This window comes from Streptomyces sp. NRRL F-5123 (assembly GCF_000721495.1).
Taxonomy (GTDB): Bacteria; Actinomycetota; Actinomycetes; order Streptomycetales; family Streptomycetaceae; genus Actinacidiphila.
On the sequence record NZ_JOHY01000010.1, the window covers coordinates 141,312 to 165,525 of the forward strand.

23 protein-coding genes, 2 tRNA genes and 1 pseudogene are annotated in these 24,214 nt (G+C 72.3%); 10 read left to right on the forward strand and 16 right to left on the reverse strand.

Annotation, left to right across the window (positions count from 1 at the left end; translation table 11 throughout):
- Positions 1-60: 60 nt before the first annotated feature.
- Positions 61-396 carry a DUF6092 family protein gene (locus IH54_RS0112680; protein WP_031516032.1) on the reverse strand — a complete coding sequence of 112 codons (336 nt, stop codon included), beginning with the start codon at positions 394-396 and terminating at the stop codon, positions 61-63.
- Positions 377-1,018: a nitroreductase family protein gene (locus tag IH54_RS0112685; protein ID WP_234343478.1), complete on the reverse strand. Its 642-nt coding sequence runs from the start codon at positions 1,016-1,018 to the stop codon at positions 377-379. The genes IH54_RS0112680 and IH54_RS0112685 overlap by 20 nt, the downstream gene beginning before the upstream one ends.
- A gap of 63 nt (positions 1,019-1,081) precedes the next feature.
- Between IH54_RS0112685 and IH54_RS0112690 the strand changes: the two genes are divergently transcribed.
- From IH54_RS0112690 to IH54_RS0112705, 4 genes are all read left to right on the forward strand, one after another.
- Positions 1,082-1,966, forward strand: coding sequence for a methyltransferase domain-containing protein (locus IH54_RS0112690; RefSeq protein WP_052397356.1), 885 nt, complete (start codon positions 1,082-1,084; stop codon positions 1,964-1,966).
- Positions 1,967-2,001: 35 nt separating this feature from the next.
- Positions 2,002-2,718: a hypothetical protein gene (locus tag IH54_RS0112695; RefSeq protein WP_052397357.1), complete on the forward strand. Its 717-nt coding sequence runs from the start codon at positions 2,002-2,004 to the stop codon at positions 2,716-2,718.
- 144 nt (positions 2,719-2,862) lie between these two features.
- Complete coding sequence (locus tag IH54_RS0112700; protein WP_052397358.1) at positions 2,863-3,654, forward strand: tRNA-dependent cyclodipeptide synthase; 792 nt, start codon at positions 2,863-2,865, stop codon at positions 3,652-3,654.
- On the forward strand, positions 3,651-4,541 hold the full coding sequence (locus IH54_RS0112705; RefSeq protein ID WP_031516038.1) for a phytoene/squalene synthase family protein: 891 nt from the start codon (positions 3,651-3,653) through the stop codon (positions 4,539-4,541). Before IH54_RS0112700 ends, IH54_RS0112705 begins: the two co-directional genes overlap by 4 nt.
- 31 nt (positions 4,542-4,572) lie before the next feature.
- On the opposite strand, the gene IH54_RS0112710 is transcribed toward IH54_RS0112705, so the two are convergent.
- Entirely contained in the window at positions 4,573-5,361 is a 789-nt protein-coding gene (locus tag IH54_RS0112710; protein ID WP_031516039.1) for a class I SAM-dependent methyltransferase, read from the reverse strand.
- 150 nt (positions 5,362-5,511) lie between these two features.
- Positions 5,512-6,129, reverse strand: coding sequence for an NAD(P)-dependent oxidoreductase (locus IH54_RS0112715; protein WP_031516041.1), 618 nt, complete (start codon positions 6,127-6,129; stop codon positions 5,512-5,514).
- A gap of 140 nt (positions 6,130-6,269) precedes the next feature.
- On the opposite strand from IH54_RS0112715, the gene IH54_RS0112720 reads away from it, so the two are divergent.
- A complete protein-coding gene (locus IH54_RS0112720) occupies positions 6,270-6,926 on the forward strand; it encodes a TetR/AcrR family transcriptional regulator (protein ID WP_031516043.1) in 657 nt (218 codons plus the stop codon).
- A gap of 267 nt (positions 6,927-7,193) precedes the next feature.
- The gene (locus IH54_RS0112725) at positions 7,194-7,553 is read left to right on the forward strand and encodes a hypothetical protein (RefSeq protein ID WP_159011804.1); all 360 of its coding nucleotides are present in this window, start codon (positions 7,194-7,196) and stop codon (positions 7,551-7,553) included.
- A 109-nt stretch (positions 7,554-7,662) separates the two neighbouring features.
- Here IH54_RS0112725 and IH54_RS0112730 read toward each other — a convergent pair whose 3' ends face one another.
- The gene (locus IH54_RS0112730) at positions 7,663-8,553 is read right to left on the reverse strand and encodes a LysR family transcriptional regulator (protein WP_031516047.1); all 891 of its coding nucleotides are present in this window, start codon (positions 8,551-8,553) and stop codon (positions 7,663-7,665) included.
- A gap of 117 nt (positions 8,554-8,670) precedes the next feature.
- Between IH54_RS0112730 and IH54_RS0112735 the strand changes: the two genes are divergently transcribed.
- Complete coding sequence (locus tag IH54_RS0112735; protein WP_420711739.1) at positions 8,671-9,801, forward strand: DMT family transporter; 1,131 nt, start codon at positions 8,671-8,673, stop codon at positions 9,799-9,801.
- Positions 9,802-9,953: 152 nt separating this feature from the next.
- The gene (locus IH54_RS0112740; protein WP_159011807.1) at positions 9,954-11,276 is read left to right on the forward strand and encodes a C39 family peptidase; all 1,323 of its coding nucleotides are present in this window, start codon (positions 9,954-9,956) and stop codon (positions 11,274-11,276) included.
- Between the two features lie 26 nt (positions 11,277-11,302).
- Here the strand turns inward: IH54_RS0112740 and IH54_RS44440 are convergent.
- Positions 11,303-11,404, reverse strand: a pseudogene (locus tag IH54_RS44440) (IS5/IS1182 family transposase); the annotation flags it as partial.
- A 99-nt stretch (positions 11,405-11,503) separates the two neighbouring features.
- Positions 11,504-13,279: a gamma-glutamyltransferase gene (gene ggt / locus IH54_RS0112745; RefSeq protein WP_031516053.1), complete on the reverse strand. Its 1,776-nt coding sequence runs from the start codon at positions 13,277-13,279 to the stop codon at positions 11,504-11,506.
- A 149-nt stretch (positions 13,280-13,428) separates the two neighbouring features.
- Here ggt and IH54_RS47660 point away from each other — a divergent pair, with 149 nt between their 5' ends.
- Both IH54_RS47660 and IH54_RS0112755 read left to right on the forward strand, forming a co-directional pair.
- Positions 13,429-13,551 carry a hypothetical protein gene (locus IH54_RS47660; protein ID WP_267965182.1) on the forward strand — a complete coding sequence of 41 codons (123 nt, stop codon included), beginning with the start codon at positions 13,429-13,431 and terminating at the stop codon, positions 13,549-13,551.
- Complete coding sequence (locus tag IH54_RS0112755; RefSeq protein ID WP_234343480.1) at positions 13,548-13,784, forward strand: DUF397 domain-containing protein; 237 nt, start codon at positions 13,548-13,550, stop codon at positions 13,782-13,784. Before IH54_RS47660 ends, IH54_RS0112755 begins: the two co-directional genes overlap by 4 nt.
- A gap of 497 nt (positions 13,785-14,281) precedes the next feature.
- On the opposite strand, the gene IH54_RS0112760 is transcribed toward IH54_RS0112755, so the two are convergent.
- The 9 genes from IH54_RS0112760 to IH54_RS0112800 form a co-directional block, all read right to left on the reverse strand.
- A tRNA-Thr gene (locus tag IH54_RS0112760) sits at positions 14,282-14,366 on the reverse strand.
- Positions 14,367-14,659: 293 nt separating this feature from the next.
- Positions 14,660-16,228 carry a glycoside hydrolase family 43 protein gene (locus IH54_RS0112765; RefSeq protein ID WP_199923377.1) on the reverse strand — a complete coding sequence of 523 codons (1,569 nt, stop codon included), beginning with the start codon at positions 16,226-16,228 and terminating at the stop codon, positions 14,660-14,662.
- A 215-nt stretch (positions 16,229-16,443) separates the two neighbouring features.
- The gene (locus IH54_RS0112770) at positions 16,444-16,851 is read right to left on the reverse strand and encodes a type II toxin-antitoxin system VapC family toxin (protein WP_031516060.1); all 408 of its coding nucleotides are present in this window, start codon (positions 16,849-16,851) and stop codon (positions 16,444-16,446) included.
- Positions 16,848-17,078, reverse strand: coding sequence for a FitA-like ribbon-helix-helix domain-containing protein (locus tag IH54_RS0112775; protein ID WP_031516062.1), 231 nt, complete (start codon positions 17,076-17,078; stop codon positions 16,848-16,850). The genes IH54_RS0112770 and IH54_RS0112775 overlap by 4 nt, the downstream gene beginning before the upstream one ends.
- An 867-nt stretch (positions 17,079-17,945) precedes the next feature.
- Positions 17,946-19,181, reverse strand: a complete 1,236-nt coding sequence (locus IH54_RS0112780) for an IS256 family transposase (RefSeq protein ID WP_031516064.1) — start codon at positions 19,179-19,181, stop codon at positions 17,946-17,948.
- Positions 19,182-19,323: 142 nt separating this feature from the next.
- Positions 19,324-19,400: transfer RNA gene (locus tag IH54_RS0112785), tRNA-Thr, on the reverse strand.
- 90 nt (positions 19,401-19,490) lie between these two features.
- Entirely contained in the window at positions 19,491-21,122 is a 1,632-nt protein-coding gene (locus IH54_RS0112790) for an alpha/beta hydrolase (RefSeq protein WP_031516066.1), read from the reverse strand.
- A gap of 139 nt (positions 21,123-21,261) precedes the next feature.
- Positions 21,262-22,275: a hypothetical protein gene (locus tag IH54_RS0112795; RefSeq protein ID WP_052397359.1), complete on the reverse strand. Its 1,014-nt coding sequence runs from the start codon at positions 22,273-22,275 to the stop codon at positions 21,262-21,264.
- A gap of 308 nt (positions 22,276-22,583) precedes the next feature.
- Positions 22,584-23,777 carry a DNA polymerase III subunit delta' gene (locus IH54_RS0112800; RefSeq protein ID WP_031516069.1) on the reverse strand — a complete coding sequence of 398 codons (1,194 nt, stop codon included), beginning with the start codon at positions 23,775-23,777 and terminating at the stop codon, positions 22,584-22,586.
- Between the last annotated feature and the right edge of the window lie 437 nt (positions 23,778-24,214).

A 24,214-nucleotide genomic window follows, 5' to 3' on the forward strand; every position in this document is an offset into this window, starting at 1 on the left:
GCGGATTCTGCACCCTCTTTCCGTCCTGGCCCCCGACCCCCCGCCGCCGTGCGGCCCGGCTCACGGGCGCGGGAGCAGGTCCACGTCCCGTCCCCGGTCGCACAGCACCTCCGCGAGGCGGTCGCACGCCGAGTCCAGCAGCGTGTTGATGTCCCCGCAGCCGCCTATCGGCCCGGTCATGAACGCCTCCAGCTCGGTGCGCAGCCCGGTGACGGCCGGGTCCTGCCCGCCCAGCCCCTCGACAAGGGCCAGCGTGCGCCGGGCGGCGTCCAGGCACCGCGCCTGGCCGTACACGGCCGGCTCGTCCGCCAGTCCGCGCCCGCTGCTGAGCAGGAAGGCCGCCAGCAGCAGCAGTTCCTCCCGCATACGGCCGCTGTCACTGCTCCCATGTGTCATGTCTGAGCACCTCGTTCCGGTCACGTCGGTCGGTCGGGCGCAGCGGCCCGGCGGGGTGGCCGACCGGCACCAGCAGCACGGGGTCGAGGTGTGCGGGGAGCCGGAGGACCGTCCGCACCGGCCCCTCGCGGAAGCCGCCGACGGGGCAGCCGCCGAGCCCGAGGGCGTGGGCTGCCAGCAGCAGGTTCTCCACGGCCATGGCCACGCACAGCAGCCCCATGTCCCAGCCGCCTTCCCCGGGCCCGCGTTCGTCGACCGGCCGGGACCGGTCGAAACAGGCGGCGACGACGAGCGGCGGCGTGCCGATGATCCCGGGGGCGAACGCGCCGAGCAGGCGCAGCGTCCGCCGCTCGCGCACGGCGACGAAGGCCCACGCCTGCTTGTTGGAGGCCGTGGGCGCCGCGAGCATCGCGCTCACGAGCATCTCCAGGACCTCGTCGTCGACCTGCCGGCCGGTGTACTGCCTGACGACACTTCGGCTCCGCAGTACGCGCAGCACCGCGTCCGCCGAGCCCGCCGGACCCGCCGGACCTGCCGGACCCGCGTCCACCGCGTCCACGAGCGCGCGGCCCGCACGCTCCTCGCGCACCCGGAGTGACGCCCCAAGGGAGATATCAGCCACTTCACTAACTGTACGTGATGAGATAGAGCAAATACGCTCAAGGCAGACAGGGAGTCTTTCCGGATGCAGCAGCAGACCACGGCGGCCCGTGCCCCCGGCGCCCCCGCCGTCCTCCCGCCTCCCGGACAGGGCGGCGAGGGGGACGGGGACGGCATCGGCGGCCTCTACGACAAGGTGTCGCACATCCTGTCCGGCCCCTACGGAGGGAATCTGCACATCGGCCTGTGGGCCGAGCCCCGCGAGGACGACACGCTCCCCCGGGCCGCCGACCGGATGACCGACCTGGTCGCCGACCACCTGATGCTCTCGCGCGGGCAGCACCTGCTGGACGTCGGCTCGGGCACCGGCGCACCGGCCCTGCGCATCGCGCGCCGGCACGGTGTCGAGGTCACCGGAGTGTCCGTCAGCGCCGTGGAGACGGACCGGGCCACCGCGCTGGCCCGCGCCGAGGGGCTCGCCGAGCGCGTCCGGTTCGAGCGCGCCGACGCCCTGGCGCTGCCGTACGGCGCCGGATCCTTCGACGCGGCCTGCGCGGTGGAGTCGATGAGCCATATCCGCGACCGCGCCGGTGCGCTGGCGCAGATCCGCCGGGTCCTGCGTCCGGGCGGGCGCCTGGTGGTCGCCGACGGAATGCTGCTGCCCCCGCAGGGCCCGCGCCCGCGGGAGGCACGGGCGCTCGACGCCGGCCCGGCGATGCACCTGCCGCCCACGCTGGAGGGATGGCGTACGGAGCTGCGGGAGAGCGGGCTGACCCCGCTGGAAGCCGTCGACCTCAGCGACCACTGGCGTCACTCGGCGGCCCAGATGCTCCGGCTGATGGCCGAGGCGCGCGGGGAGTTCGAACGGGCCATCGGCGCCGAGGAGTTCGGTGCGGCCCTCGCGGGGCTGGAGCAGTTCTGCGGCCATCCGGATCTGGGTTACGTCCTGCTCGTCGCCGCGCGGAACTGAGCCGGGGTCCCCATGTCACAGCATCGGGAGTCCACATGTCACAGCAGATGACACCGGTCACGGCCATGATCGCGACGGCGAACATGCTGTGGGCGGTCGTCTACGTGCTGATCATCCGGGCCGGGCTGCGCGACCGCACCTACGGCATGCCGATCGTGGCACTGTGGCTGAACCTCTCCTGGGAGGGGAACTTCTCCTTCGTGCGCCCGCAGCCCGGAGCGCTGTGGGTGACGAACGTGGTCTGGTTCCTGCTGGACTGCGGCATCCTGTGGACGGCGCTGCGCTACGGCCACCGGGAGTTCCCCTGGCTGCCGCGGTGGGGGTACGTCCTCGGCCTCGCGCTGACCGGCGCGTGCTGCTGGACCGGCATGGAGGCGGCGCTGCGCCAGCTCGAACGCGCCGGCGGCATCGAGACGGCGGGCACGTACACCGGTTTCGGCGCGCAGTTGGTGATGTCGTGCCTGTTCCCGGCCATGCTGATGGCCCGGCGGTCCACGTCCGGCCAGTCGACCGCCATCGGGGTGTGCCGGCTGGTGGCCGACGCCGGAGCGGTGGCCGGCGGGGTGGTCTGGCTGCGGAACGGCACCGTGGTCGGCGGTCCGGTCCTGCCGGTCGTCTTCACCCTCGCGATCGTCCTGGACCTCGCCTACGTGGCCGGCGTGTCCGCCGTGCGGCGGGCCGAGCGGCGCGTTCCGGCCGCCGTCGCCCCGGATCCGGCCGCAGGCGCCCCCGTCGTGCTGGGAGGCGGGTGAGCTGCTGCGAGGCGTCCCGCACGGCAGTCGGGTGAGGCCTGTCACCCACGTGCCGGACCGCCGCACACCGGTAGTGGCAGGCGGGGAAAGTCCTGGTATATCCCTGTAGTCGTCGCGTCAGCCGCCCGTATCAGGAAGCGCTCTATGACCAGCAGGACCGAAACCAGCGTGCCGATCCCGGAGTCGTCGGAGCCGCCTGAGCCCTCGTTCGGCGTCGAGCCCCTCACCGGCAACTGCCGACGGGTCTTCGACCGGGGCGAGCACGCCCTGATCGGAGTGAGCCCCGGCAACAGCTACTTCAGCGAGGAGCTGCTGACCGGTCTCCTCCGCTGGACCGCCCTGCGCTTCGACCGGATCGACGTCGTGATCCCCGACAGCGCGCGGCGGGAGACGTTCCTGGCCCTCGGCTACGCTCCCGAGCGCGCCCGGAAGAAGTCGTGGGAGGAGGCGTCCCGCATCCGCAACCGGGTGCTGCGCGCGTGGGAGGCGGCCGGGGTGACCAGCCGGCCCTTCGCCGCCCACCGGCTGTCCCGCCTCACCGAGCACCCCGCCTACCAGGCGCTGCTGCACCGCACCGAGCAGGAGTGGGCGAAGGGCTCGGTCCTGCGGGAGTCCTACCTGGCGGCCGCCCGGTCGGTGCTGCACGGGCTGTTGAAAGGTGCCGCGCCCACCCAGGAGCAAGCCGAGCTGGCGGCCCGTCACCTGATCGCGGAGACCCCGCTGCTGATCGGTGCCCCGGACGTCTTCGGCGTCGCGAGTTCGGCCGCTTTTTACCACAAGCGCATCGACTTCATCGACGCCGTCTACGCCGGGCACACTTCCCTGGACGCCCATCCGGACCAGGGGTTCGTCATCGTCCAACGGGAGCCTGCCGAGGCCCCGGCGCCCGCGCCCGCTTCCGTCCAGGCTGTGGCCGGCCCCCGGCTGCTTCCGTGAGCGCGCGGGAACTGGACGCGGCCGGCATCCACGACCCCCTCCTCCGCGACGCCTACGGCCACTGCGAAGCGCGCCTGCTCCACCACAACCACGCGGCACACGCGGGCAGCCGCGCCCTGATGGCACCGGCGAAACGCCCGTACTGGGACGCGATCATGGCCTTCTGCGGCCACGCGGACGACCTGGCGGACGCCCGGGACAGCTCCCCGGAGCAACGGCGCCACGACTTCGACGCGTTCGTCGCCGACTTCGACCGGACCCTGGCAGCCGATCCGGCTCCGGCGCCCGCGGCGCAGCCGGCGTCCCTGGTCTGCACGGCGTTCGCGGACTTCGTACGCACCTGGCAGATCCCCGGCCACAGCCTCCGCCAGGCCCAACGGGCCGTACGGGAGGACATGGCCGTACGGGAGTACCGCACGACCGCCGAACTGGACCGCTACATCGCGGGCGTGAGCGGCCAGCCCGCCCTCTGGCTCGCCGACCTCTTCGGCACCGCCGACACCGCCGACCGTACGGCGGCCCGCGACGCGGCGGTCTCCCTGGGCGTGAGCCTGCAGATCCTGGACAACCTCACGGACGTCCCCGAGGACCTGCACCTCGGCAAGCTCTACCTCCCGCTGGACGACCTGTCGCGCTGCGGGCTGACCCGCGCGGACGTCGAGGAGGCGGTCGCCGGCAGGCACAGCACCGCCCCGCTGCGCCGCCTCGTCGCCCTGCACACCCAACGCGCCCGCGACCACCTCTCCCAGGGTGAGGCGTGGCCCGGCCTGGCCCACCCCGCGAGCCGCGACTTCGTACAGGCCATGGTGTCCCAGACCCGCCAGGCGACCGAGCTCCTCGAATCGGCGGACTACGACCTGTTCGTCCTGTCGGCCACCGCCGCCTGACGCCCGGGTGGGCCCCGACCCGATCACAGCACTAGCTCCGCGCCGCCCGCCAGGTGAGGGCGCGGAACGGGAGGTCGAAGGCGTCGTCGGGGCCGATGCCGAGCTGCGCGCAGAGCGTGTCCCGGGCTCGGGCCAGCAGCGCCCGGCGCTCCTGCTCGGGGAGCAGGATGACGCGGCTGTACGTGCCGAGCAGCGCCGCCGCCTCGGCCGGGGTGGTGCGGCGGGTGGTGGTGAAGGCGGCGTGCTCCAGCGCGCCGAAGGGCGAGTCCGGGGTCTCCAGCGCCGTGCGCAGCAGCTCCCCGCGACGGGCCCAGCGCTCCGTGGGGGCCGGCTGGCCGCCGGTGCCGCCGAGCCCGCTCGACCAGCGGTCCACCCAGTCGACGCCGCGGTCGATGCCGTTCCAGACGATGCCCAACCGCCCGCCGCTCCGCAGCACGCGAGCGATCTCGGGTACGGCCCGGCCGGTGTCGAACCAGTGCCACGCCGAGGAGACGATCACCGCGTCCACGGCCGCGTCCGGCAACGGGATCGACTCCGCGCTGCCGCGTCGTACGTCGGCGTCCGGAAGCCGCTCGGCGAGCACCGCCCGCATCCGGTCGTCCGGCTCGACCGCGTACACCTCCGGCACGCGGGGCGCCAGCAGCGCCGTGAGGGTGCCGGCACCGGCCGCCAGGTCGAGAACGGCGGACGCGCCCTCGGGCAGCATCCAGCCGACCGCCTCTTCCTGCGGAGCCGGGCGCAGCCGCCCGTAGTCCTCGGCGACCCGCCCGAAGGCGGCGGCGCGCTCCGGAGGGAAAGGTGAGGGCGAGGAAGTGGCCATGGCTCGGGTGCCTCCGTCGGGTCGGACGTCCACCCGGCAGTAGATCACGCCCCCCGGTCACAGCCCCGCACCCGTCCGGGAACGTGACCCCGCCCCCGCCGCCGGGTCAGCGGCGGAGGCCGGCCCCGGGAGTGCACTCCACGGCGGCCCTCACGCGCCCGCCACCGGCACGAGGATGCCGGCTTCGGGCGTCGGCCGTTCGGCCTCGTCCACGATGAGGGCCGCGACGGTGGCGCGCGAGGCGTGCGGCGGCAGGAAGGGCTTGGGGTACTGCGCCAGGGGTACGTTGCGGCGGGCCGCGCTGACGTCCCCGACCCACAGGTCGGGCGCGTGGAAGACGGTGGCGCCGCTCTCCAGGACGATCGCGTCGGCCGCGGCCTTCTCCGCCAGCTCCTTGCCGACGAACATCTTCATCACCGCCTGGTAGATGCCTCCTCCGGCGCCGGTCGACAGTCCCGAACCCAGCGCGCCGAGCCACAGGGTGCGGACGGGCAACGCCGCCAGGATCCGCGCGCCCGCCACCAGGGCGCCCGGGCCGTCGCCCTTGCTGATGCCGAGCGCGGACACGACGACGTCCACATCGCCCAGGTCCGGGAAGGACCGCGGCCCGGTCACGTCCGCCTCGCGGACCTCGACCCCGCCCCGTGCGGGCTGGACGTACTTCTGCGGGCTGCGGACGAGCGCGACTGCCTCGTGGCCCCGTTCGACCGCCTGGTCCACGACCAGGCGCCCGACCCGGCCGGTCGCGCCGAGAACTGCGATGCGCATGACGACTCCACTAACTGAACAAGTGTTGGTGAACTTGAGTGAACACCTGTTGGTCAGAGGTGTCAAGCCGTACGGCCCGGGCGCCCGAGCGGCGCCGAAAGGTAAGGTGAACGCCCGTTGCCGACGAGGAGGAGCCGGGTATGGCCGGGGAGCAGGCCCCGCGTCGCCGACGCAACCCCCGAGGTCAGGGGCAGACGCTCAAGGCCGAACTGGTCGAGGCCGCCGCCCGGCTGCTGGCCACCCTCGACCGACCGGAGACGTTGACCCTGCGGCAGGTCGCCCGGGAGGTCGGCGTCGCGCCCGCCAGCATCTACAGCCACTTCCCCGACCTCGGCGCCCTGATCCAGCACGTGCTGCGACTGCGGTTCGCCGAGCTGGCCCGGCTGATGGACGAGGCGGCGGCACGGACCGCCGACCCCCTGGACGACCTCGTCGCCCGCTGCGCCGCCTACGCGCGCTGGGGGGTCGAGCACCCCGGGGAGTACCGCACGCTCTTCGGAGGCCGCATGCCGGCCGAACTCGTCCCCCTCCAGGCGTACGGCGCCGGCGAGGCCCTCCTGGGCTCCGTCATCACGTCACTGGCCGACGTCCGGCAGCGCGGCGGTGAGCGGTCCGGCCCCGAGCGGCAATGGCAGAACGGGCTGCTCCTGTGGACCGCGCTGCACGGTCTCGTCGCCCTCTACAACGACCACGGCGCCATCCCCTGGCCGCCGCTGGACACCCTCGTCGCCGACGTCCTCGCCCTCCACACGGGCGAGCCGGCCGAAGAGATCTCGGCGCGTCTCCCGGCGGGATGACCCCGGTGGGCCCGGGGCCCGCGGGACGCCCACCCGCAGGGCCCGGGCATCACCCTGAACCGCACCCTCCCCGCGGCCGAGACCGCCCGGACTTCACGGGGCCGCTCCTCCTCACCGTACGGCGGCCCTCCTGCCACAGCCTGCCGCCGCGTCCCGGGTGGCACGAACGGCTCAAACGGGTCACTCTCGTTCATGTACGGGGAGTGGGCCGTCCGAGCGACCGGCCGGCCCCGTTCGACGCCACCGCCGAACCCCATGGAGGTCGCCATGTCCACGCTGGCCTGGGAACAAGGAGGCGTGATCAACGCCAGCTACTCCGCCGGAGGCCTCGGCGCGCCGTACGGCGTGTATCCCACCGAGACCGTGCACATCCAGGTCGACAAGGTCCCCATCCCGCCCCCTCCTGACGGCTGGGCGGTGCACGTCCATGTGGGGCTCGCCCTCGTCAAGGCCGAGTCCGCAGAGATCGGGATCATGTCCGCCACCAAGGTGGGCCTCGGACCGGATGTGACCTTCGACCCCTGGGAAACAGCCGCCTACGGCCAGATCCTGGGATTCACCGTGGGCGCCGACGTGACGAACGGCGCCATGCGGGGCTGGTGGTACTGGCAGCTGTGGCAGTGGTGACCGACGAAGCTGCCCCGGGGCGGTCGGGCGGCGTATTGCGCGTCGTAGGCGCTCAGGTCGGCGTGGAGCTCTGCCCGAACTGACCGTGCTGGACCGGCCCGCCTGAGGCCTACCGCCCGGACACCTCCCTGAGGGCGGCCAGCAGCCCGCCGAGCGCCGGCTGGGCCGACGGGGCCTCCCGTACGGCGGCGTGGATGGCCCGGCCCGGCTCCGGGTGCCGCACCGCGCGTACGACCACCCCGGGGTGGCGGTTCGTCAGCCCCATGGCCGGGATCAGACCGACCCCGAGCCCCGCGGCGACAAACCCCTGCGCGGTGGCGTAGTCCTCGCTCTCCGCCACGAAGTCGGGGCTGAAACCCGCCGCGGCGCAGCCCTCGACCACCGCGTCCAGGCACGGGCCGGGCCGGTCGCTGCGCACCCAGGGCTCGTCGGCGAGGTCCGCGAGGTCCAGGACCTCCTCGGCGGCCAGTCGGTGACCCAACGGCAGCACCGCGCGGTAGGGGTCGTCCAGCAGATGGACGAAGCGGACGCCCTCATGGGTCCGCCCGCGCGGCCGGACCACCAGGGCGAGGTCGGCCCGGCCCTGGACGACATCGGGCAGCGGATCCTCGGGGTCGGTCATTCTGAGGTCGACCCGGATGCCGGGGTGCTGCTGCCTCAGCTGGGCGAGCGCGGGTGCGATCAGGCTCGCACCCGCCGTGGCGAAGTAGCGGATCGACAGCAGACCGGTGCGCCCGGAGCGCAGATCGGCCAGTGCGGTCTCCGCCTCGGCCACGTGCCTGCTGATGACGGCCGCGTGCTCGCTGAGCAGCCGGCCGGCCTCGGTCGGCCGCACCCCGCGGCCGACCCGCTCCAGCAGCGGCAGCCCGGCCTGCCGCTCCAGCGCCGCCACCTGCTGGCTGACCGCGGAGGGGGTGTAGCCCAGGTTCGTCGCCGCGGCGGTGATCGACCCGCTGGTGACCACGGCGCGGAGGACCTGCATGCGTCGCACATCAATCATGCAGCAGAGCTTAAAGGTTGAGCCGAATCTTTTGCTTGTCCTGTTGCGAATCGGCCCGGCACCATGCAAGCCGGGCCGGGCAAGTGGCAGCAGGAAGACAGCAGGGAGGCGGACGTGATGGACGGCGGACGGGGCTCATCGGTGCGGATGGCCGCACTTGCGCTGCTGTGGGGATCGGCGTTCCTGTGGATCAAGATCGCACTCAACGGAGGACTCACCCCGTTCCAGATCGCCTTCGTCCGGTCGGCCCTCGGCGCGGCGGTCCTGCTCGCCCTGATGCACGCCGCGGGGCAGCGGCTCCCGCGCGACCGGGCCGTCTGGGGGCATCTGGTGGTGGCCGCCTTCTTCTGCAACACCCTGCCGTTCCTTGCGTTCGGCATCGGCGAGCAGACCGTCGACTCCGGCCTGGCCGGGGTGCTCCATGCGACCACCCCGCTGTGGTCCGTGCTCATCGGCACGGCCATCGGCACGGAACGCGGCATCGGCGCCGTCCGCCTGGGCGGGCTGCTGCTCGGCTTCGCCGGAACGCTGGTGATCTTCGGCCCCTGGCAGGGCACGGGCCCCCTGGGCGGCGGCGCACTCGCCCTGTTCGGGGCGGCGGCGAGCTACGCCGTCGGCTTCGCCTACATGGGGAGCCGGCTGACCGGGCGGGGAACCGCGCCGCTCGCCCTCTCCGCGGCCCAGCTCCTGGTCGCCACGGCACTGAGCGTCCCCGCACTGCCGGCCACCGGCGCCGCACCGGCCGGCACCGGTCTGCGGGCCGTACTCGCCGTCACCGTCCTCGGCATATGCAGCACCGGCCTGACCTTCTACCTCAACTACCGCCTGATCGCGGACGAGGGGGCCACCAGCGCGGCCACCGTCGGCTACCTGCTGCCGGTCGTCTCCGTCGCGCTCGGCGCGGCCGTCCTCGGGGAGCAGCTCGGCCCGCGGGTCGTCGCCGGGGCTGCCGTGGTGCTCGCCGGAGTCGCGGCCACCCGGTGGCGCAGCCGCCCGTCAGGATGCGCGACCTGCGCGCCCGGCCACGCGGGTGTGGACCGCCAGGCGGGTCGCCCGCCGGAAGCGCACGGACAAGAAGCCGTCACCCGTGACGGTGTGGAACAGACCACCGCCTCGCCGGCGAGGATGGTCCCCCGCACACCGTGCGTCGGACCCGGACAGGCGAGACACGTCCCAGCGCAGGACTCGAACAAAACTTCGCATAAATCACCACAAAATACCGTGCTGGCTCTTGACGAAATGGATTGAAGCTGCCACCTTGCCTCGGCAAGAGCCGTCGCCCACCGTGCCGTACCAGTGCTCAACCTCCCTACCGCGCAGCCTCCGGAGGCCCGCGAATGAGCTCACGCCACGTCAACTTCACTCTGCGCCGGCCCCACCGACCGGTCCAGGCTGCCTTGGTGCTGGCCCTGGCAGTCGGCGGCCTGAGCGGCGGGGTCGCGCCGGCCGCCGCCGGACCCGATCCGGCCACCTCACCGACGACCCACGCCTCGGCCTCCCCCGGCCGGGTCGACTTCCACAAGTGGACGACCCTGGCCGACTTCACCTCCGGCAGCGGGAGCGGCGTCGAGGAACTGTCCGGTGACCGCACGGGCATCGACATCGCCGGCACCGTCGGATCCATCAGCTACAAGGACCCCTACCTGCATACGACCAATTCGTACGGCTACGCCACGTGGACCTCGCCGGTCCACCCGCTCGGGTTCGGCGCGACCGAGCTGGTCTCGTCGTGGAATGCGCAGACCCCCGCCGGAACGTGGACGAAGGTCGAAGTGAACGCCACGATGGAGGACGGCGTACAGACCGGCTGGCTGGACATGGGCCACTGGGCGGCGCTGGACACCGACATCGCCCGGACCTCGGTGAGCCCCACGGCCGCTCCGTACGGTCGGGTCAGCACCGACACCTTCAACGCTTCTCCCGGGCACTCGGTCCACGCGTACCAGCTTCGCGCCACGCTGTACCGCCGGTCCGGCTCGACCGCGACGCCCAGGCTCTGGCAGCTCGCCGCGTTCGCCTCGCTCGTGCCCGCCCGCACATCCGTTGTCCCGAGTCCGCTCGGCGGCGCAGAGGGAATCGAACTGGCAGTACCGAAGTACTCCCAGCAGATCCACGCCGGCGAGTACAAGAAATACGGCGGCGGCGGGGACGCGTGGTGCAGCCCGACCTCGAGTGAAATGATCGACGAGTTCTGGGGCGCAGGACCCACAGCAGCCGACATGTCCTGGGTCGACCCGTCCTACGCCGACCCCAGTGTCGACTACGCCGCGCGGGAGACGTACGACTATCTGTACCAGGGCACGGGCAACTGGCCGTTCAACGCCGGCTACGCCTCACACTTCGGTCTGGATGCCGAGGTCGTCCAGCTCCAGAGCACCGACGACCTGGAGCAACTGATCAAGGCCGGCATCCCGGTGGCGATCTCCGTCGCGTTCGACAACGGCGAGCTCACGGGAGCCGGCTACGGCACGGCCGGCCACCTCATGGTCGTCGACGGATTCACCCAGACCGGCGATTTCATCGTCAACGACCCGTTCTCCGCCTCCGACGCGCAGGTCCGCCACATCTACGCCCGCGGCCAACTGGAGAACATCTGGCTGCGTACCTACTGGACCCGGGCCAACGGTTCGACAGGCTACGGCTCCGGCGGCGTCGCCTACGTGATCACGCCGCACAGCTCGACGCTGCCCCCGGTCCTCGACCCGGCGAACCCCACCTGGTGACAGCCCGGACCCACCGGTGGGGCGGGGTCACCGACTTGCCCGGCGGTCAGCACGAAGGCCACCGGCCTGCGGCGGTCGTCGGCGGCGAGGTGGATCTTCGTGGTCAGTCCGCCGCGGGACCGGCCGATGGCATGGTCGTGCGGCTCGTCGGCCGGGGCCCCTTTTTGTGGGCCCCGGCCGCGTGCCGATACGCGCGCACGCACGATCGTGGAGTCGACCGGGACGGCCTAGCCCGCCGGGACCACCACCATGGCCGAGCCGCCGCCCCGCCGCACCGGCTCCGCCGCGGCCAGCCAGCGCCCGTCGCCGAGGCGCTGGATGCCGGTGGCCGCACCGATCTCCGGGTTCTGGGCGAAGTGGTGCCCGATGCCCTCCAGTTGGGCCTTCAGCGGACTGTTCCACAGGTCCGGTTCGAGTTCGGTGTTCGCCGCGTTGCGCTGGCTGGCCCGGGGCGCGGCGATCGCGTCGACCAGGGGCAGGCCGCGGTCGACGTGCTCGGTGAGCACCTGGAGCACGGTGGTGATGATGGTCGCGCCGCCGGGCGAGCCGATCGCGAAGTCCGGGCGGCCGTCCTTGAGCACGATGGTCGGGGAGATCGACGAGCGCGGCCGCTTGCCGGGACCGGGCAGGTTCGGGTCCGGCACGGCGGGATTGGCGGGGACGAAGGAGAAGTCGGTCAGCTCGTTGTTGAGCAGGAAGCCGCGCCCCGGCACGGTGATGGCGCTGCCGCCGGTCTGCTCGATGGTGAGGGTGTAGGCGACGACGTTCCCCCACTTGTCGGCGACCGTCAGGTGCGTGGTGTTGTCGCCCTCGTACGTGGTGGGCGCGGCCGTCCCGGTGCCGCCGCACGCCGCGGGGTGGGCGGGGTCGCCGGGGGTGAGCGGGCTGGTCAGCACCGCGTCGTCCTTGATCAGGCAGGCCCGCGAGTCGGCGAACGCCTGGGAGGTCAGCCCGGCGGTCGGCACCTGCTCGAAGGCGGGGTCGCCGACCCAGCGGCCGCGGTCGGCGAAGGCGATCCGGCTGGCCTCGATGTAGTGGTGCAGGTACTGCAGTTGCGAGGCGTCCTTGAGATCGGTGTTCTGCAGGATGTTCAGCGCCTCGGCCACCGTCGTCCCGCCGGAGGAGGACGGCGCGGGCCCGTACACGTCCAGGCCGCGGTAGGCGGTGTGGGTCGGCGCCTGCTTCTTCGCGGTGTACGACGCCAGGTCCGCGGTGGTCAGGTCGCCGGTGCGCACCACGCGGGTGGCGGCGGGGTCCACCGGGGGCTTGCGGACGGTGCGCACGATGTCCGCGCCGATGTCGCCGTGGTAGATCGCGTCGATCCCCTTGGCGCCCAGCTCCTGGTAGGTGCGGGCGAGTTCGGGGTTGCGCAGGGTGGAGCCGACGGCCGGCGGCTGCCCGCCGGACAGGAAGAGCGCGGCGGTGGCCGGGAAGTCCTTGAACCGGTCCTGGTTGGCGGCGGTCTGCGAGTTGAAGGTCGGGTCGACCGTGAAGCCCTGCCGGGCGATCGTCTCGGCGGGCTTGAGGACCTCGCCCAGCGACCGCGTGCCCCACGAGTCGAGCGCGGTCTGCCAGGTCGCGGCGGTGCCGGGGACGCCGACGCTGCGGCCGCTGGTGACCGCGTCGGCGAAGGCCAGCGGCTTGCCGTTCTCGACGAACAGCTGGTCGGTGGCGCTGCGTGGGGCGGTCTCCCGGCCGTCGATGGTGAACACCTGGTGCTGGCGGGCGCTGTAGTACACGAAGTAGCCGCCCCCGCCGATGCCCGAGGAATACGGCTCGGTGACGCCGAGCGCGGCTGCCGTGGCCACGGCGGCGTCCACCGCGTTCCCGCCGCGCCGCAGCACCTCGACGCCGGCCGCGGTGGCGTCGGCGTCCACGCTGGCGACGGCCCCGCCGTACCCGACGGCGAGCGGGGTCTTGGCGGGCGGCGCCGCCGGGTCGTGGTGCGCCGGGGCGGCGGCGGTGAGGGCGCCGGTCAGCGCCGTGACGGCGAGCACGGACACCGCCCGTACGACCCGGGGCCGTGCCTGGTTCCTGGTCGGATGTGCGTCGGGGTGTGCGCGACGGTTGCGTCCCACTGCGACCTCCAGTCAACGACGGTCCCGGCAGCCTAACTTCGCCCCGGCCGGCACGACAGGAGGACGCGGAGCAGGTGGACTTCCTGGAGAAGGACTTCACCGCAATCGCCGACATCGCACTTCCCGTCGACATCGCACTTCCCGTCGACACGTCGCGGGACGTTCTCAGTGAGTACCTGGAAGGACTGCACCAGTGATCACCGACAACCTGACGGCCTCGGAGCTCATGGGCGCCGTCTGGAGGAAGTCTTCCTCCAGCGGAGGCAACGAGGGCCAATGCGTCGAGGTCGCTGACCTCACGGCCACGCCGTTCGCCGGACAGCGGGGCATCGAGGACTCCAAGAACCCAGAAGGCCCCGCGCTGCTCATTCCCACGGAGTCGTTCGCGAGCTTCATGACTGCCGTGAAAGCAGGCGGGTTCGACATCTGATGGGCCAGGCTCCGTCGAGGCCCGTCTCCCCCGCCCCAACGGGGACGGACGAGCCTCGACGTGTCCGCATCATCCAACCCCTGGGACCGACACAGGCGGCGGCCGCAGCGGATCAGCGCGCTGGGTCTGTCGAAGTGGGCGGCGAGCTGGACCAGGGTGTTGGCTTCGTCGTGCAGCGTTTCGAGCACCTATGACACGACAGACCGGCTGATGAGGTCCCCCACCTTCTCAGCGGAGCAGGGCGGGCTCGGCCCCCGAGGCCCGTGGCAACACGAAGCGGCCCCTGAGGCCCTCACCTGGCCCGTGGAGAAACCGGACAGCATCTCTGCCCGCGCCGGGTACGCCCTGGCCACGTCCGTTGCACGCTCGCTGCACGGATGGCCACGGTTCGGCCACCGGACGCCCCCGGACCGCGTTCCGCGAGGGGGCCTGCGGGCGTCCCGGCTGCCGAGGAAAAGCAAAACCCCAGGTCACGGGCTATGTGACCTGGGGCTTCGTGGAGCCGCCTTCGGGATTCGAACCCGAGACCTACGCATTACGAGTGCGGGGCCGGCCATGCCACCGCATTCCAGCTCATGCCGCGCAGTGATGTTTCACCTGGTCAGAGCACCTGTATCTGGGTAAGCGGTCATGCCTTGTGCCGCCCCGTCCAAAGGCGTCCGCGCTCCCCTCGCGCACCCCCGATGGCGATAGCGGGTCACCGTCCGCGATGGGGTCGAGCGTCGGTCTGCAAACGAGAGGCCCGTTGCCGGAGCGAGAACCCAGCCCAGCTTCTTGCTCACCCATCGCCACGGTGGACCGTTCCCTCGGACGAGGAGCATGTGTTGCTCTTCGACAATGCCGAACCGCCCACACCGGTCGGTTCCGCGGTCGATCTAGCGCGCCACGCCGCCCGTTCCACTGCTTTGACCGGTGAGCGTCGCAGGCGTGTAGTCGAACCAGTCGAAGGCGACGCTGCCTTCGATGGCGTACATGCCGATCACACGGCCGGTGAAGCCGGTGCTGAGCTGGGTCGAAAGGTAACGCCCGTCGAGTTCCGCCAGCAGTGCCGTGTCGGTGCCGACGATCGAGAAGGCAAGCGTGTCCGGCCCGGCGGCTTCCGTGCCCAGCGGCCCCTGCTCCAGTTCGCCGGCGGAGGTGACGGAGGGCGGCAGCACGCCGGTCGTCCGGGTCTCGATGACCAGGGTGAGTGGTCCCGGCGGTACCGGGCGCCGGGCCACGGTCTGCCGCAGCGGGCCGATCCGGGCGACCACACTCGCCTCTCCGCCACTGACTTCGAGTTCGTAGTGGTGTGCCTCGTCCATGCGCACGCACAGTCCGCCGCGGCCCGTGCCCGGATCGATACGGACGGAGACCCGGCAGTCCAGGTGCTGCTGGCGGCGTCCGACGAAGGTGTACCCGGGGCGGTCGAGGCTCGGGCCGGCCGCACGGAGCGTCAGCCACCCACGCCTCTCGCCCAGTGACCACGACGTGTCAGGCAGGCTGCGAGGGGAGATCCAGCCTGGTGACAACGCTGCGGAGTCGAAGTCGTCCCGGGCGGGTTCGGGCGCCCACGGGTGCCATGCCGCGGGGGCCGGATGCTGTGCCTGGACCGGGCCGGCGACGGGCCAGCCGTCCTCCCACCGCACCGGCGCCAGGAACGTCTCCCGCCCCATGACATGGAATCGGGGGAAGGCTCCTCGGGGCCGGGTGCCGAGCAGGACCAGCCACCACGTGCCGTCGGCGGCCTGGACGAGATCGGCGTGTCCGGTGCTCTGGATCGGCAGATCGGTGCTGCGGTGGCTCAGGAACGGGTTCGAAGGGCACGGCTCGAACGGCCCGCGGGGGGAGCGGCTGCGCGCGATGGAGACGGCGTGCCCGTCGCCGGTACCGCCCTCGGAGACCAGCAGGTACCACCAGCCGTCGATGCGATGAAGATGCGGCGACTCCGGATACTGCCCACCGGATCCCGACCATGTCCGCCATGGGCCCTCCAGCACCGCCCCTGTCGACGGGTCGATGCGCGCCATACGGACGCCGGAGGTGCTGCACCAGCACGCGCCGTCGTCGTCCCAGGCCAGGTCGGGGTCCACACCGGGCAAATCGACGTGGACGGGATCGGACCACGGACCCTCCGGCCGCTCGCTGGTGACGATCAGATGCCCGGCGGGGACTCCGCCGGCACCTACCCGGGAAGTGATCACGTAGAACAGGCCGTCGTGATGCCGGATCGTCGGCGCGTAGATACCGCGGGAAGACGGTATGTCGTCCGTCAGGCCCAGTTGCCCGGGCCGGTCCAGGACGTTGCCGACCTGCCGCCAGTGCACCAGGTCGCGGCTGTGGAAGAGGGGGACTCCGGGGAAGTACTCGAAGCTCGAACTCACTGCGTAGTAATCATCGCCGACCCGGCACACGCTCGGGTCTGGGTAGAAGCCACTGATCACCGGGTTGTCGTACATCTGCATGGGGAGCTGGTCTTCCTCGGTTCGGTCGCCGCGCGCCCCGGCGGATGCCGGGGTGCGCGGCGGTCGTGCGTCTCGGTCGCGTGGTCGCCGTCGGGCCGCCGGTCAGCTCGCGGTCCGCCGCCGGCCGGAGCCGCCGTTGCGGGTCCACACGCCGATCTTCGCCCCGTTCGTCGCTCCTGCGCCAGGTCCGAGCTCGGTCCGGACGCCGCCTCGTGCTATTCGGTGGCACCCCCGAAGACCTCGACCGCACACTTTGCCGCGCCGCTGCGAGCGATGCGGGCATCGCAGGTGACGAGGGGGACGCCGAGCGCTTCAGCGAGGGTGACGTATTGCGCGTCGTAGGCGCTCACATTGGCGTGGAGCTTTTGGATCCGCTCCCAGAAGGGCAGCGTCTCCCTCCTGGTGATCGGAAGCAGCCGGTAGGCGGCGATCGCCTTGCCGACCTCCTTTTCCGTGAGCTTTCCGCCGCGTCGCATGCCCAGGAGGGCCGACTGGACCTCGTAGTCGAGAAGGGTGGGGGCGTAGACGTCGGTGGCTTGGGCGACACGGGTGCGGATCCGTTCGCCTTCGGCGTTGTGTGCGGTGAGGACAGCGACGAGGGCGGAGCAGTCGAGGACGATCAACGGCCCGCCCGGCCCTCGTCGATGGCGCTGAGGATGTCGGCGGTGCTGATGTCGGCGGTGGTCTCGCGGTTGAGGCGTTCCATCATCTCGGCCATGGTCGGCTTCGCCGTCTCGCGTTCGATGAGATCGAGGAAGTATGCCTGGAGAGACTTTCCGGCCTGGGCGGCGCGGATCTTCAGGGTCTGGATCTGGTCGTCGGGGACGTCCCGGATGGTGAGTGCACTCATGTTTCCATTTTAGCAGCAATGCAGGCATTTTGCAGATACGCCTGGTCGATTACACAGGGTGCCCGGCGAGACGCCCAGGAGGGTGGCGGAGGCGGGCCCGGTCCAGTCGCCGTAGTCGAGCAAGTGGAGGCGCGGTTCGGCGGTCGCCGGGGTGCCCCTGGCCGGGATGCGGCGCGCCGGGCGTTTAGGGCGCGGCGGCGCTCGGCGGCGGCCACCCGCAGCAGCCGACCGTCCTCCCGTACGGCATCCACCCCGGCGGCGCACTCGCCCGGTGGTCCAACGACCCGCCCAGCGGCGCCCTTACCTCCCTGCTCGACACCGTCTTCGGCCGCGACCAAGCCCACGTCTACCTCGCGGTCGGGGCTGCTGAAGACGGGCGGTAAACCCGCGCCGGACAGGCCACAGTGAAGCAGGCGGTCAGCCCAGGCGGCCCCGCGGCCAGCGCCGTCCCCGGAGCACAATCCCTTGCCAGAGTGCGACAACCCTTGCCGGAGCGGTCGGTCTCGTAGAGCCCCGATCCGGTAGAGCGGAACCCCCACGAAATCGCGACGGACGGGCGCGGCACAGGCTGCGGCCGGTGGAGTCAGGACAGGCAGCCAGCAGCACATCGGCGACGACCCCGTAGCTGGCCTTGACCGGGAAAGCCCAGCTCAGACGGCATCTCTGCGTATGCGCGTCCTCAGCGGCCGACGAAGGGTGACTCACCGACCTCCGCATCGGAATGCGTAGGTCAAAATGCCCTCATGGAGCCGCTTCCATGATCAAGAAAAAGAAAAACCCCAGGTCATAGGCCTAACCTGGGGTTCATCGTGGGTCACGTCCGCTGGAGTGGTGTATCGACGGCCACTCGGTGATCTTGTTTTGAGGCTATGCGCTGAGTTCGGTGGGTAGGGGCGTGTTGTCAGTTTCTGACTCGTTCGGGTGGTGGGCCTTGGCCAGGAGGTCGAGGCCCATGTAACGGCGGGCCTCTGTCCATTCGTCGTTCTGTTCGGCCAGGACGGCGCCGACCAGGCGGATCAGTGCGGTGCGGTCGGGGAAGATCCCGACGACGTCGGTGCGGCGGCGGATCTCCTTGTTCAGTCGCTCCTGCGGGTTGTTGGACCAGATCTGCCGCCAGATCTCGCGGGGGAAGGCGGTGAAGGCCAGCAGGTCGTGCTGGGCGGTATCAAGGTGGGCTGCGGCCTTGGGGAACTTCGCCTCCAGGGCGTTCAGCGCGTGCGTCATCTGGGCTTTCACGGCGTCGGTGTCGGGTTGTTCGAAGACCGTCCGCAGCAGGGTGGCCACCCAGGGCTGGGCGGATTTCGGCACTTGCGAGAGCAGATTCCTGGCGTAGTGGGTGCGGCACCTCTGCCAGGACGCGCCGGGCAGGACGGCTCCGATCGCGTTGACCAGGCCGGTGTGGGCGTCGGAGACGACGAGCTGGACGCCGCTCAGGCCGCGGGCGGTCAGCGAGCGCAGGAACGCCAGCCAGCCGGCGCCGTCCTCGGCGGTGGCGACGTCGATGCCGAGGATCTCGCGGTGCCCGTCGGCGTTGACACCGACCGCGACCAGCGCGTGGACGTTGACGATCCGCCCTTCCTCGCGGACCTTCTGGGTCAGCGCGTCGACCCAGACGAACGCATACGGTCCGGCGTCCAGCGGCCGGTTGCGGAAAGCGGCGACCTGCTCGTCCAGGTGCTTGGCCATCGCGCTGACCTGCGACTTACTCAGCTGCGTCACGCCCAGGGACTGCGCGAACTTCTCCACCCGGCGGGTCGAGACTCCGAGGAGGTAGGCGGTGGCGACCACCGAGATGAGGGCCTGCTCGGCCCGGCGGCGGCGTTCCAGCAGCCAGGCCGGGAAGTAGCTGCCGGTCCGCAGTTTGGGGATCGCGAGTTCGACGGTGCCGACGCGGGTGTCCCACTCGCGGGGGCGGTATCCGTTGCGGTGGTTGACGCGTTCGTCGCTGACCTGCCCATACCCCGCATTGCACATCGCGTCGGCCTCCGCCGACATCAACGCGTCGGTGAACGTCTTCACCATCGCGCGCAGCAGATCCGGACTCGCCGACGCGAGGTTGTCCTCAGTGAGAGCGTGCAGGGGCAGACTGTCGGTTGCGGTCATCGTGCTGATCTCCTTCGAGGCTTAGACACTTCGAAGATCAGCCGGTGGCCGTTCATCTATGCGGGCACCAACCCGGACGCCGGGACAAACCCCCGGATCAGGTCAAACCCGTTTCACCACTTCCAAAGACGCAACCTCATCGTGGAGCCGCCTTCGGGATTCGAACCCGAGACCTACGCATTACGAGTGCGTTGCTCTGGCCAACTGAGCTAAGGCGGCGTGCTGCGCGCGTAGTGCCAAGGTTGGCAGGCGCAGCGGGGGAAAGTCTACAGGGTTCCGGGGGGTGGTTCTGACCGGGCGGGGGGCTGGTCAGGTGCACTTCTTGTGGGTGGGGGGGACGGTGCCGGAGAGGAGGTAGGCGTTGACGGCGTTGTCGATGCAGGTGGAGCCGCGCGCGTAGGCGGTGTGGCCGTCGCCGTCGTAGGTGAGGAGGGTGCCGGAGGTGAGCTGGGAGGCGAGGGACTGGGCCCAGGCGTAGGGGGTGGCCGGGTCGCGGAGGGTGCCGACGACGAGGATCGGGGCGGCGCCCTTGGCGGGGATGCGTTCCGGGTGGCCGGTGGCCTGGAGGGGCCAGTAGCCGCAGACCAGGGAGGACCAGGCCAGGGCCGTGCCGAAGTGCGGGGAGGCGGCGCGGAAGGAGGCGACCGCCTTGCCGACGTCGGCCGGGGAACGGAAGGCCGGGGGGAGGTCGAGGCAGTTCACGGCGGCGTTGGCGTACATCAGATTGCTGTACTTACCGGAGGCGTCCCGCTCGTAGTAGCCGTCGGAGAGCTTGAGGAGCGGTCCGCCGTCGCCCTTGTTCGCACTGATCAGGGCGCCGCGCAGGGAGGGCCAGGCCTCCTGGTCGTACATTGCGGCGATCACACCGGTGGTGCCGAGCGCCTCAGTGAGGGGGCGGGAGGTGCCGGTGGGGAGCGGGTGCTTGTCGAGGGCGGCGAAGAGGGCGTCGAGGCGCTTGCCGGCGTCGGCGGTGGAGGTGCGGCCGAGCGGGCAGTCGGAGCGCTTGACGCAGTCGGCGGCGAAGGCGTCGAAGGCGGTCTCGAAGCCGCCGGCCTGGGTGCGGCTGCTCTGCAGGGCGTCCACGGACGGGTCCATCGCGCCGTCGAGGACGAGCCGGCCGACGCGCTGCGGAAAGAGGCCGGCGTAGGTGGCGCCGAGGAAGGTGCCGTACGACTTGCCGACGTAGTTCAGCTTGGCGTCGCCGAGCAGCTCGCGCAGGACGTCCATGTCGCGCGCGGACTCGACGGTGGAGACGTGGCCGAGCAGCGCGGCGGACATCTTCTTGCAGCCCGCGGCGAACCCGCGGTCGGCAGTGGCGAGCTTGCCCTGCTCGGCGGTGTCGTCGGGGGTGGTGTCGACGGCCGTGTAGGCGTCCATCTGCTTGTCGGTCAGGCATTTCACCGGCTCGCTGCGGGCCACGCCGCGCGGGTCGACGGCCGCCATGTCGTAGCGGGCGGTGACGGCGGCCGGGTAGCCGAGGGCCGCGTACTGCATGTAGTCGATCGCGGAGCCGCCGGGCCCACCGGGGTTGACGAGCAGCGAGCCGAGCCGCTTTCCGGGGCCGGTGGCCTTCTTGCGGGCCACGGCGAGTTCCAGGTCGTTCTTGGCGGACGGATGTGCGTAGTCCAGCGGGACGCGCATGGTGGCGCAGTCGAAGTCCGGGACGCCGCAGGAGTGCCAGGCGAGCTTCTGCTGGTAGTACGGCTTCAGGTTCCCGGGCGTCGCGGCCGGGAGGGGGTTGAGCGTCGCCTCGGTGGCGGGCTGCGCCGTCGCGCCGGACGCGGCGCCGGCGTCGGGCGCGGCCGTTTCCGGCGCCGGGGAGGCCGAGGCGGAGGGAGCGGCCGGGTGGTCGCCGTCCGAGCACGCCGAGCATGTGGACAGCAGCAGCCCGGCCACCGCGAGTGCGGCGGCCGGGAGGCGGAGCAGGCGTGTGGGGTGCATCGGCGGCTCAGGTCCTCCCGTCGGATGAATGCGAGCGTATCGGGGGTCCGTCGCGGGCGCGCTGCGAGGTGTCCCTCTCACGGGTGAATACGGTTTTTGAGGTGATTTGCTGGATTGCGGGCCGGTGTGGCGTGGGTAGTCAGCTGGCGGGGCCGCCGCGGGGGTTGGCGGGGGCCGGGGAAGCGGGCGGGGTTGCGATGGCGGCGGGGCCGTCGAGCTTCTCCGTGAGGTAGCCGGCGATCTGGGCGAAGAGTTCGCGGCGGACCGGCACGCCGTCGACGAGGCGTACGTCGTCGGCTCCGCGCGGGCGAAGGGCGGTGCGCAGCCGCCGGGCTGCGGTCTGGGCCGCGGTCTCGCCGGGGGCGGAGGCGAGCAGCAAGGGAGGTGGCGCGGTGCGCGACGAGGAGGAGGCGGCAAGTGGTGGGTACAGACCGGAGACACCGGCGGCGGCGCCGTAGCGGCCGGTGGTCGCAAGTGCTGCGTTCACGGCGCAGGGAGCACCGGCACCGACGCCGATGACGCCTGTGCCGCCGCGCGCGGGCAGGACGCGGAAGTGCCGGCCGGCGGCGGCGAGGGCGGCGCCACCGCGGGCGCAGTCCGCGGGGAGGACGAGGACGAAGGGGTCGGCGAGCCCGCGCCGGAGGGCGAGGGCGAAGCCGTCGAAGAGGTCCGCCTCGCGCTCCGCGGGCAGATGGGCGACGGCGACCGGGAAGGCGACGCGCACGCCCCGCGGGGAGGCGTACCACGGCGGCAGCCACACCCGGGTGCCGTCCGCCAGCTGGTCGAGGGTGCCGCCGGCCGGATACCCGAGGGTGTGCAGCGCGGGCGGCGGGGGTGCGGGCTGCGGGGTACGCCGCGGGGCCGGGGGGGCGGGCACGCCGGACGCCTTGCCGCCGTCGGCGCTGACGCGGGTGGTGCCGCTGCCGCTCGCGCCGTTCGGGCCGCCGCCGAGCAGTGGAAGGGCCAGCACTCCGGCCAGGAGCGCGGCGGTCCCGGCTGCCCCGGCACGCAGGACGGTGCCGTTGCGGTCGACGGGCAGCTCGTAGACCCGCCCGGCCCGCTCCGCCCACCAGTGCCGCACCGCCCGGTGCCCGAGCAGCACGGCCGCCGCCCCGGCCAGCACGACCAGCACGGACCACACGACGTCAGCCACGGCAACCCCCTCGGGACGGCGCCCCCGCAGGGGCCACGACGGGCAGGCAGCACCCTTCCTGCACCTTGCAACGCCCACCGCCCGAGCCCCGGCTGCCGTCACGCACTCCACCCCGCGATCACCCGAACGCCGCACAACCGCTCCGCGGGGGCGCGGGAGGGGACCTGTCGCAGGCCCCGCGCAACCAGCCCCACCAACACCAGGCTCAGGCGGCCCGGCAGACAGGCCCAACCGGCGCAGAGGCCCGGAACAAGCCCCACGCCCCACGCAACCAGCCCCACCAGGCGCCGGCGGCCCGGCAGACAGGCTCAGGCGGCGCGGAGGGTGAGGGTCATGGCCTCGACGGCGAGGAGGGGGGCGACGTTGCGGTCGAGGGCCTCGCGGCAGGCGAGGACCGCCTCGATACGGCGCAGGCTCTGCTCCGGACGGGAGTCGGCGGCGAGGCGGCGGATACCGTCGGCGACCTCGACGTTGGCGATGCGCTCGTCCGAGCCGAGCTGGACGGCGAGGACGTCACGGTAGAAGCCGGCGAGATCGGTGAGGGCGAGGTCGAGGGTGTCGCGCTGGGTACGGGTGGAGCGGCGCTTCTGCCGGTCGGCCAGGTCCTTCATCACGCCGGCCGTACCCCGCGGCATCCGCCCGCCGGTTCCGGCCGCCGCGCCGAGGGCGGCACGAAGCTCCTCGGTCTCCTTGGCGTCGACCTCCTCGGCCACCGCCTTGGCGTCCTCCGCCGCCGCGTCGACGAGCTCCTGCGCCGCCCGCAGGCACCCGCCGATGTCGCCGATCCGCATCGGCAGCCGCAGCACGGCCGCCCGCCGCTCGCGGGCCGCCTCGTCGGTGGCCAGCCGCCGGGCCCGGTCGATGTGCCCCTGCGTGGCCCAGGCGACCTGCGCGGCAAGGCCGGGTTCGATGCCGTCGCGCCGCGTCAGGACGTCCGCGACCGCCTCGGCGGACGGCGTCCGCAGCGTGAGCAGCCGGCAGCGCGAGCGGATGGTCGGCAGCGCGTCCTCGACGGAGGGCGCGCACAGCAGCCACACCGTGCGCGGCGCCGGCTCCTCGACGGCCTTGAGCAGCACGTTGCCCGCGCCTTCGGTGAGCCGGTCGGCGTCCTCCAGGACGATCACCTGCCAGCGGCCGCCCGCCGGCGACATCGACGCCCGCCGCACCAGGTCACGCGTGTCCTTGACGCCGATCGAGAGCAGGTCCGTACGGACGAACTCCACGTCCGCGTGCGTACCCACCAGCGTGGTGTGGCAGCCCTCGCAGAAACCGCACCCAGGCGCACCGCCCAGCGCCCGGTCCGGACTCACGCACTGCAACGCGGCGGCGAACGCCCGCGCGGCAGTCGCCCGCCCCGACCCGGGCGGCCCCGTGAAGAGCCACGCATGCGTCATCCGCGACCCCGCCGCCCCCGAGGTGACGACGGCGTCGGCATCCGCCGCGGCCGCGGCCAGCTCGGCCACGACATGGGACTGCCCGACCACGTCGTCCCAAACGGCCACCGCGCACTCCTCTCACCGATCCGCTCCATTCTGCGCCATCCCTCTGACACCCCCGCCCACACCCTTGCCCATCCGGGCGAGCGATCCACCCCCACCGGCATGCAGCCGCCGACGAAACCGGGGAGGGGGACGATCCGGGGGTTGCCCTTGCCCAGCCGGGCGAGCGATCCCCCACCGGCGGGACAGCCGCCCACGAAACCGGTGAGGGGGACCGTCCGGGGTTTGCCCTTGCCCCGCGGGGCGAGCGATCCCCCACCCCCGCCCGCGTGCACCCGCCCTCCGGCCGGGAGGGGGACGATCCGGGGGTGCCCCCGCAGGAATGCGCTTCCCAGCCCCTCACCAATTCGGGAAGAGGGCGAACGCGCATTCCGAGGAGGTACCCCCGGAGTGGCACCCGACCCCACCCCCGCACGGACAGCGCGATGCCCCGCCGGGCA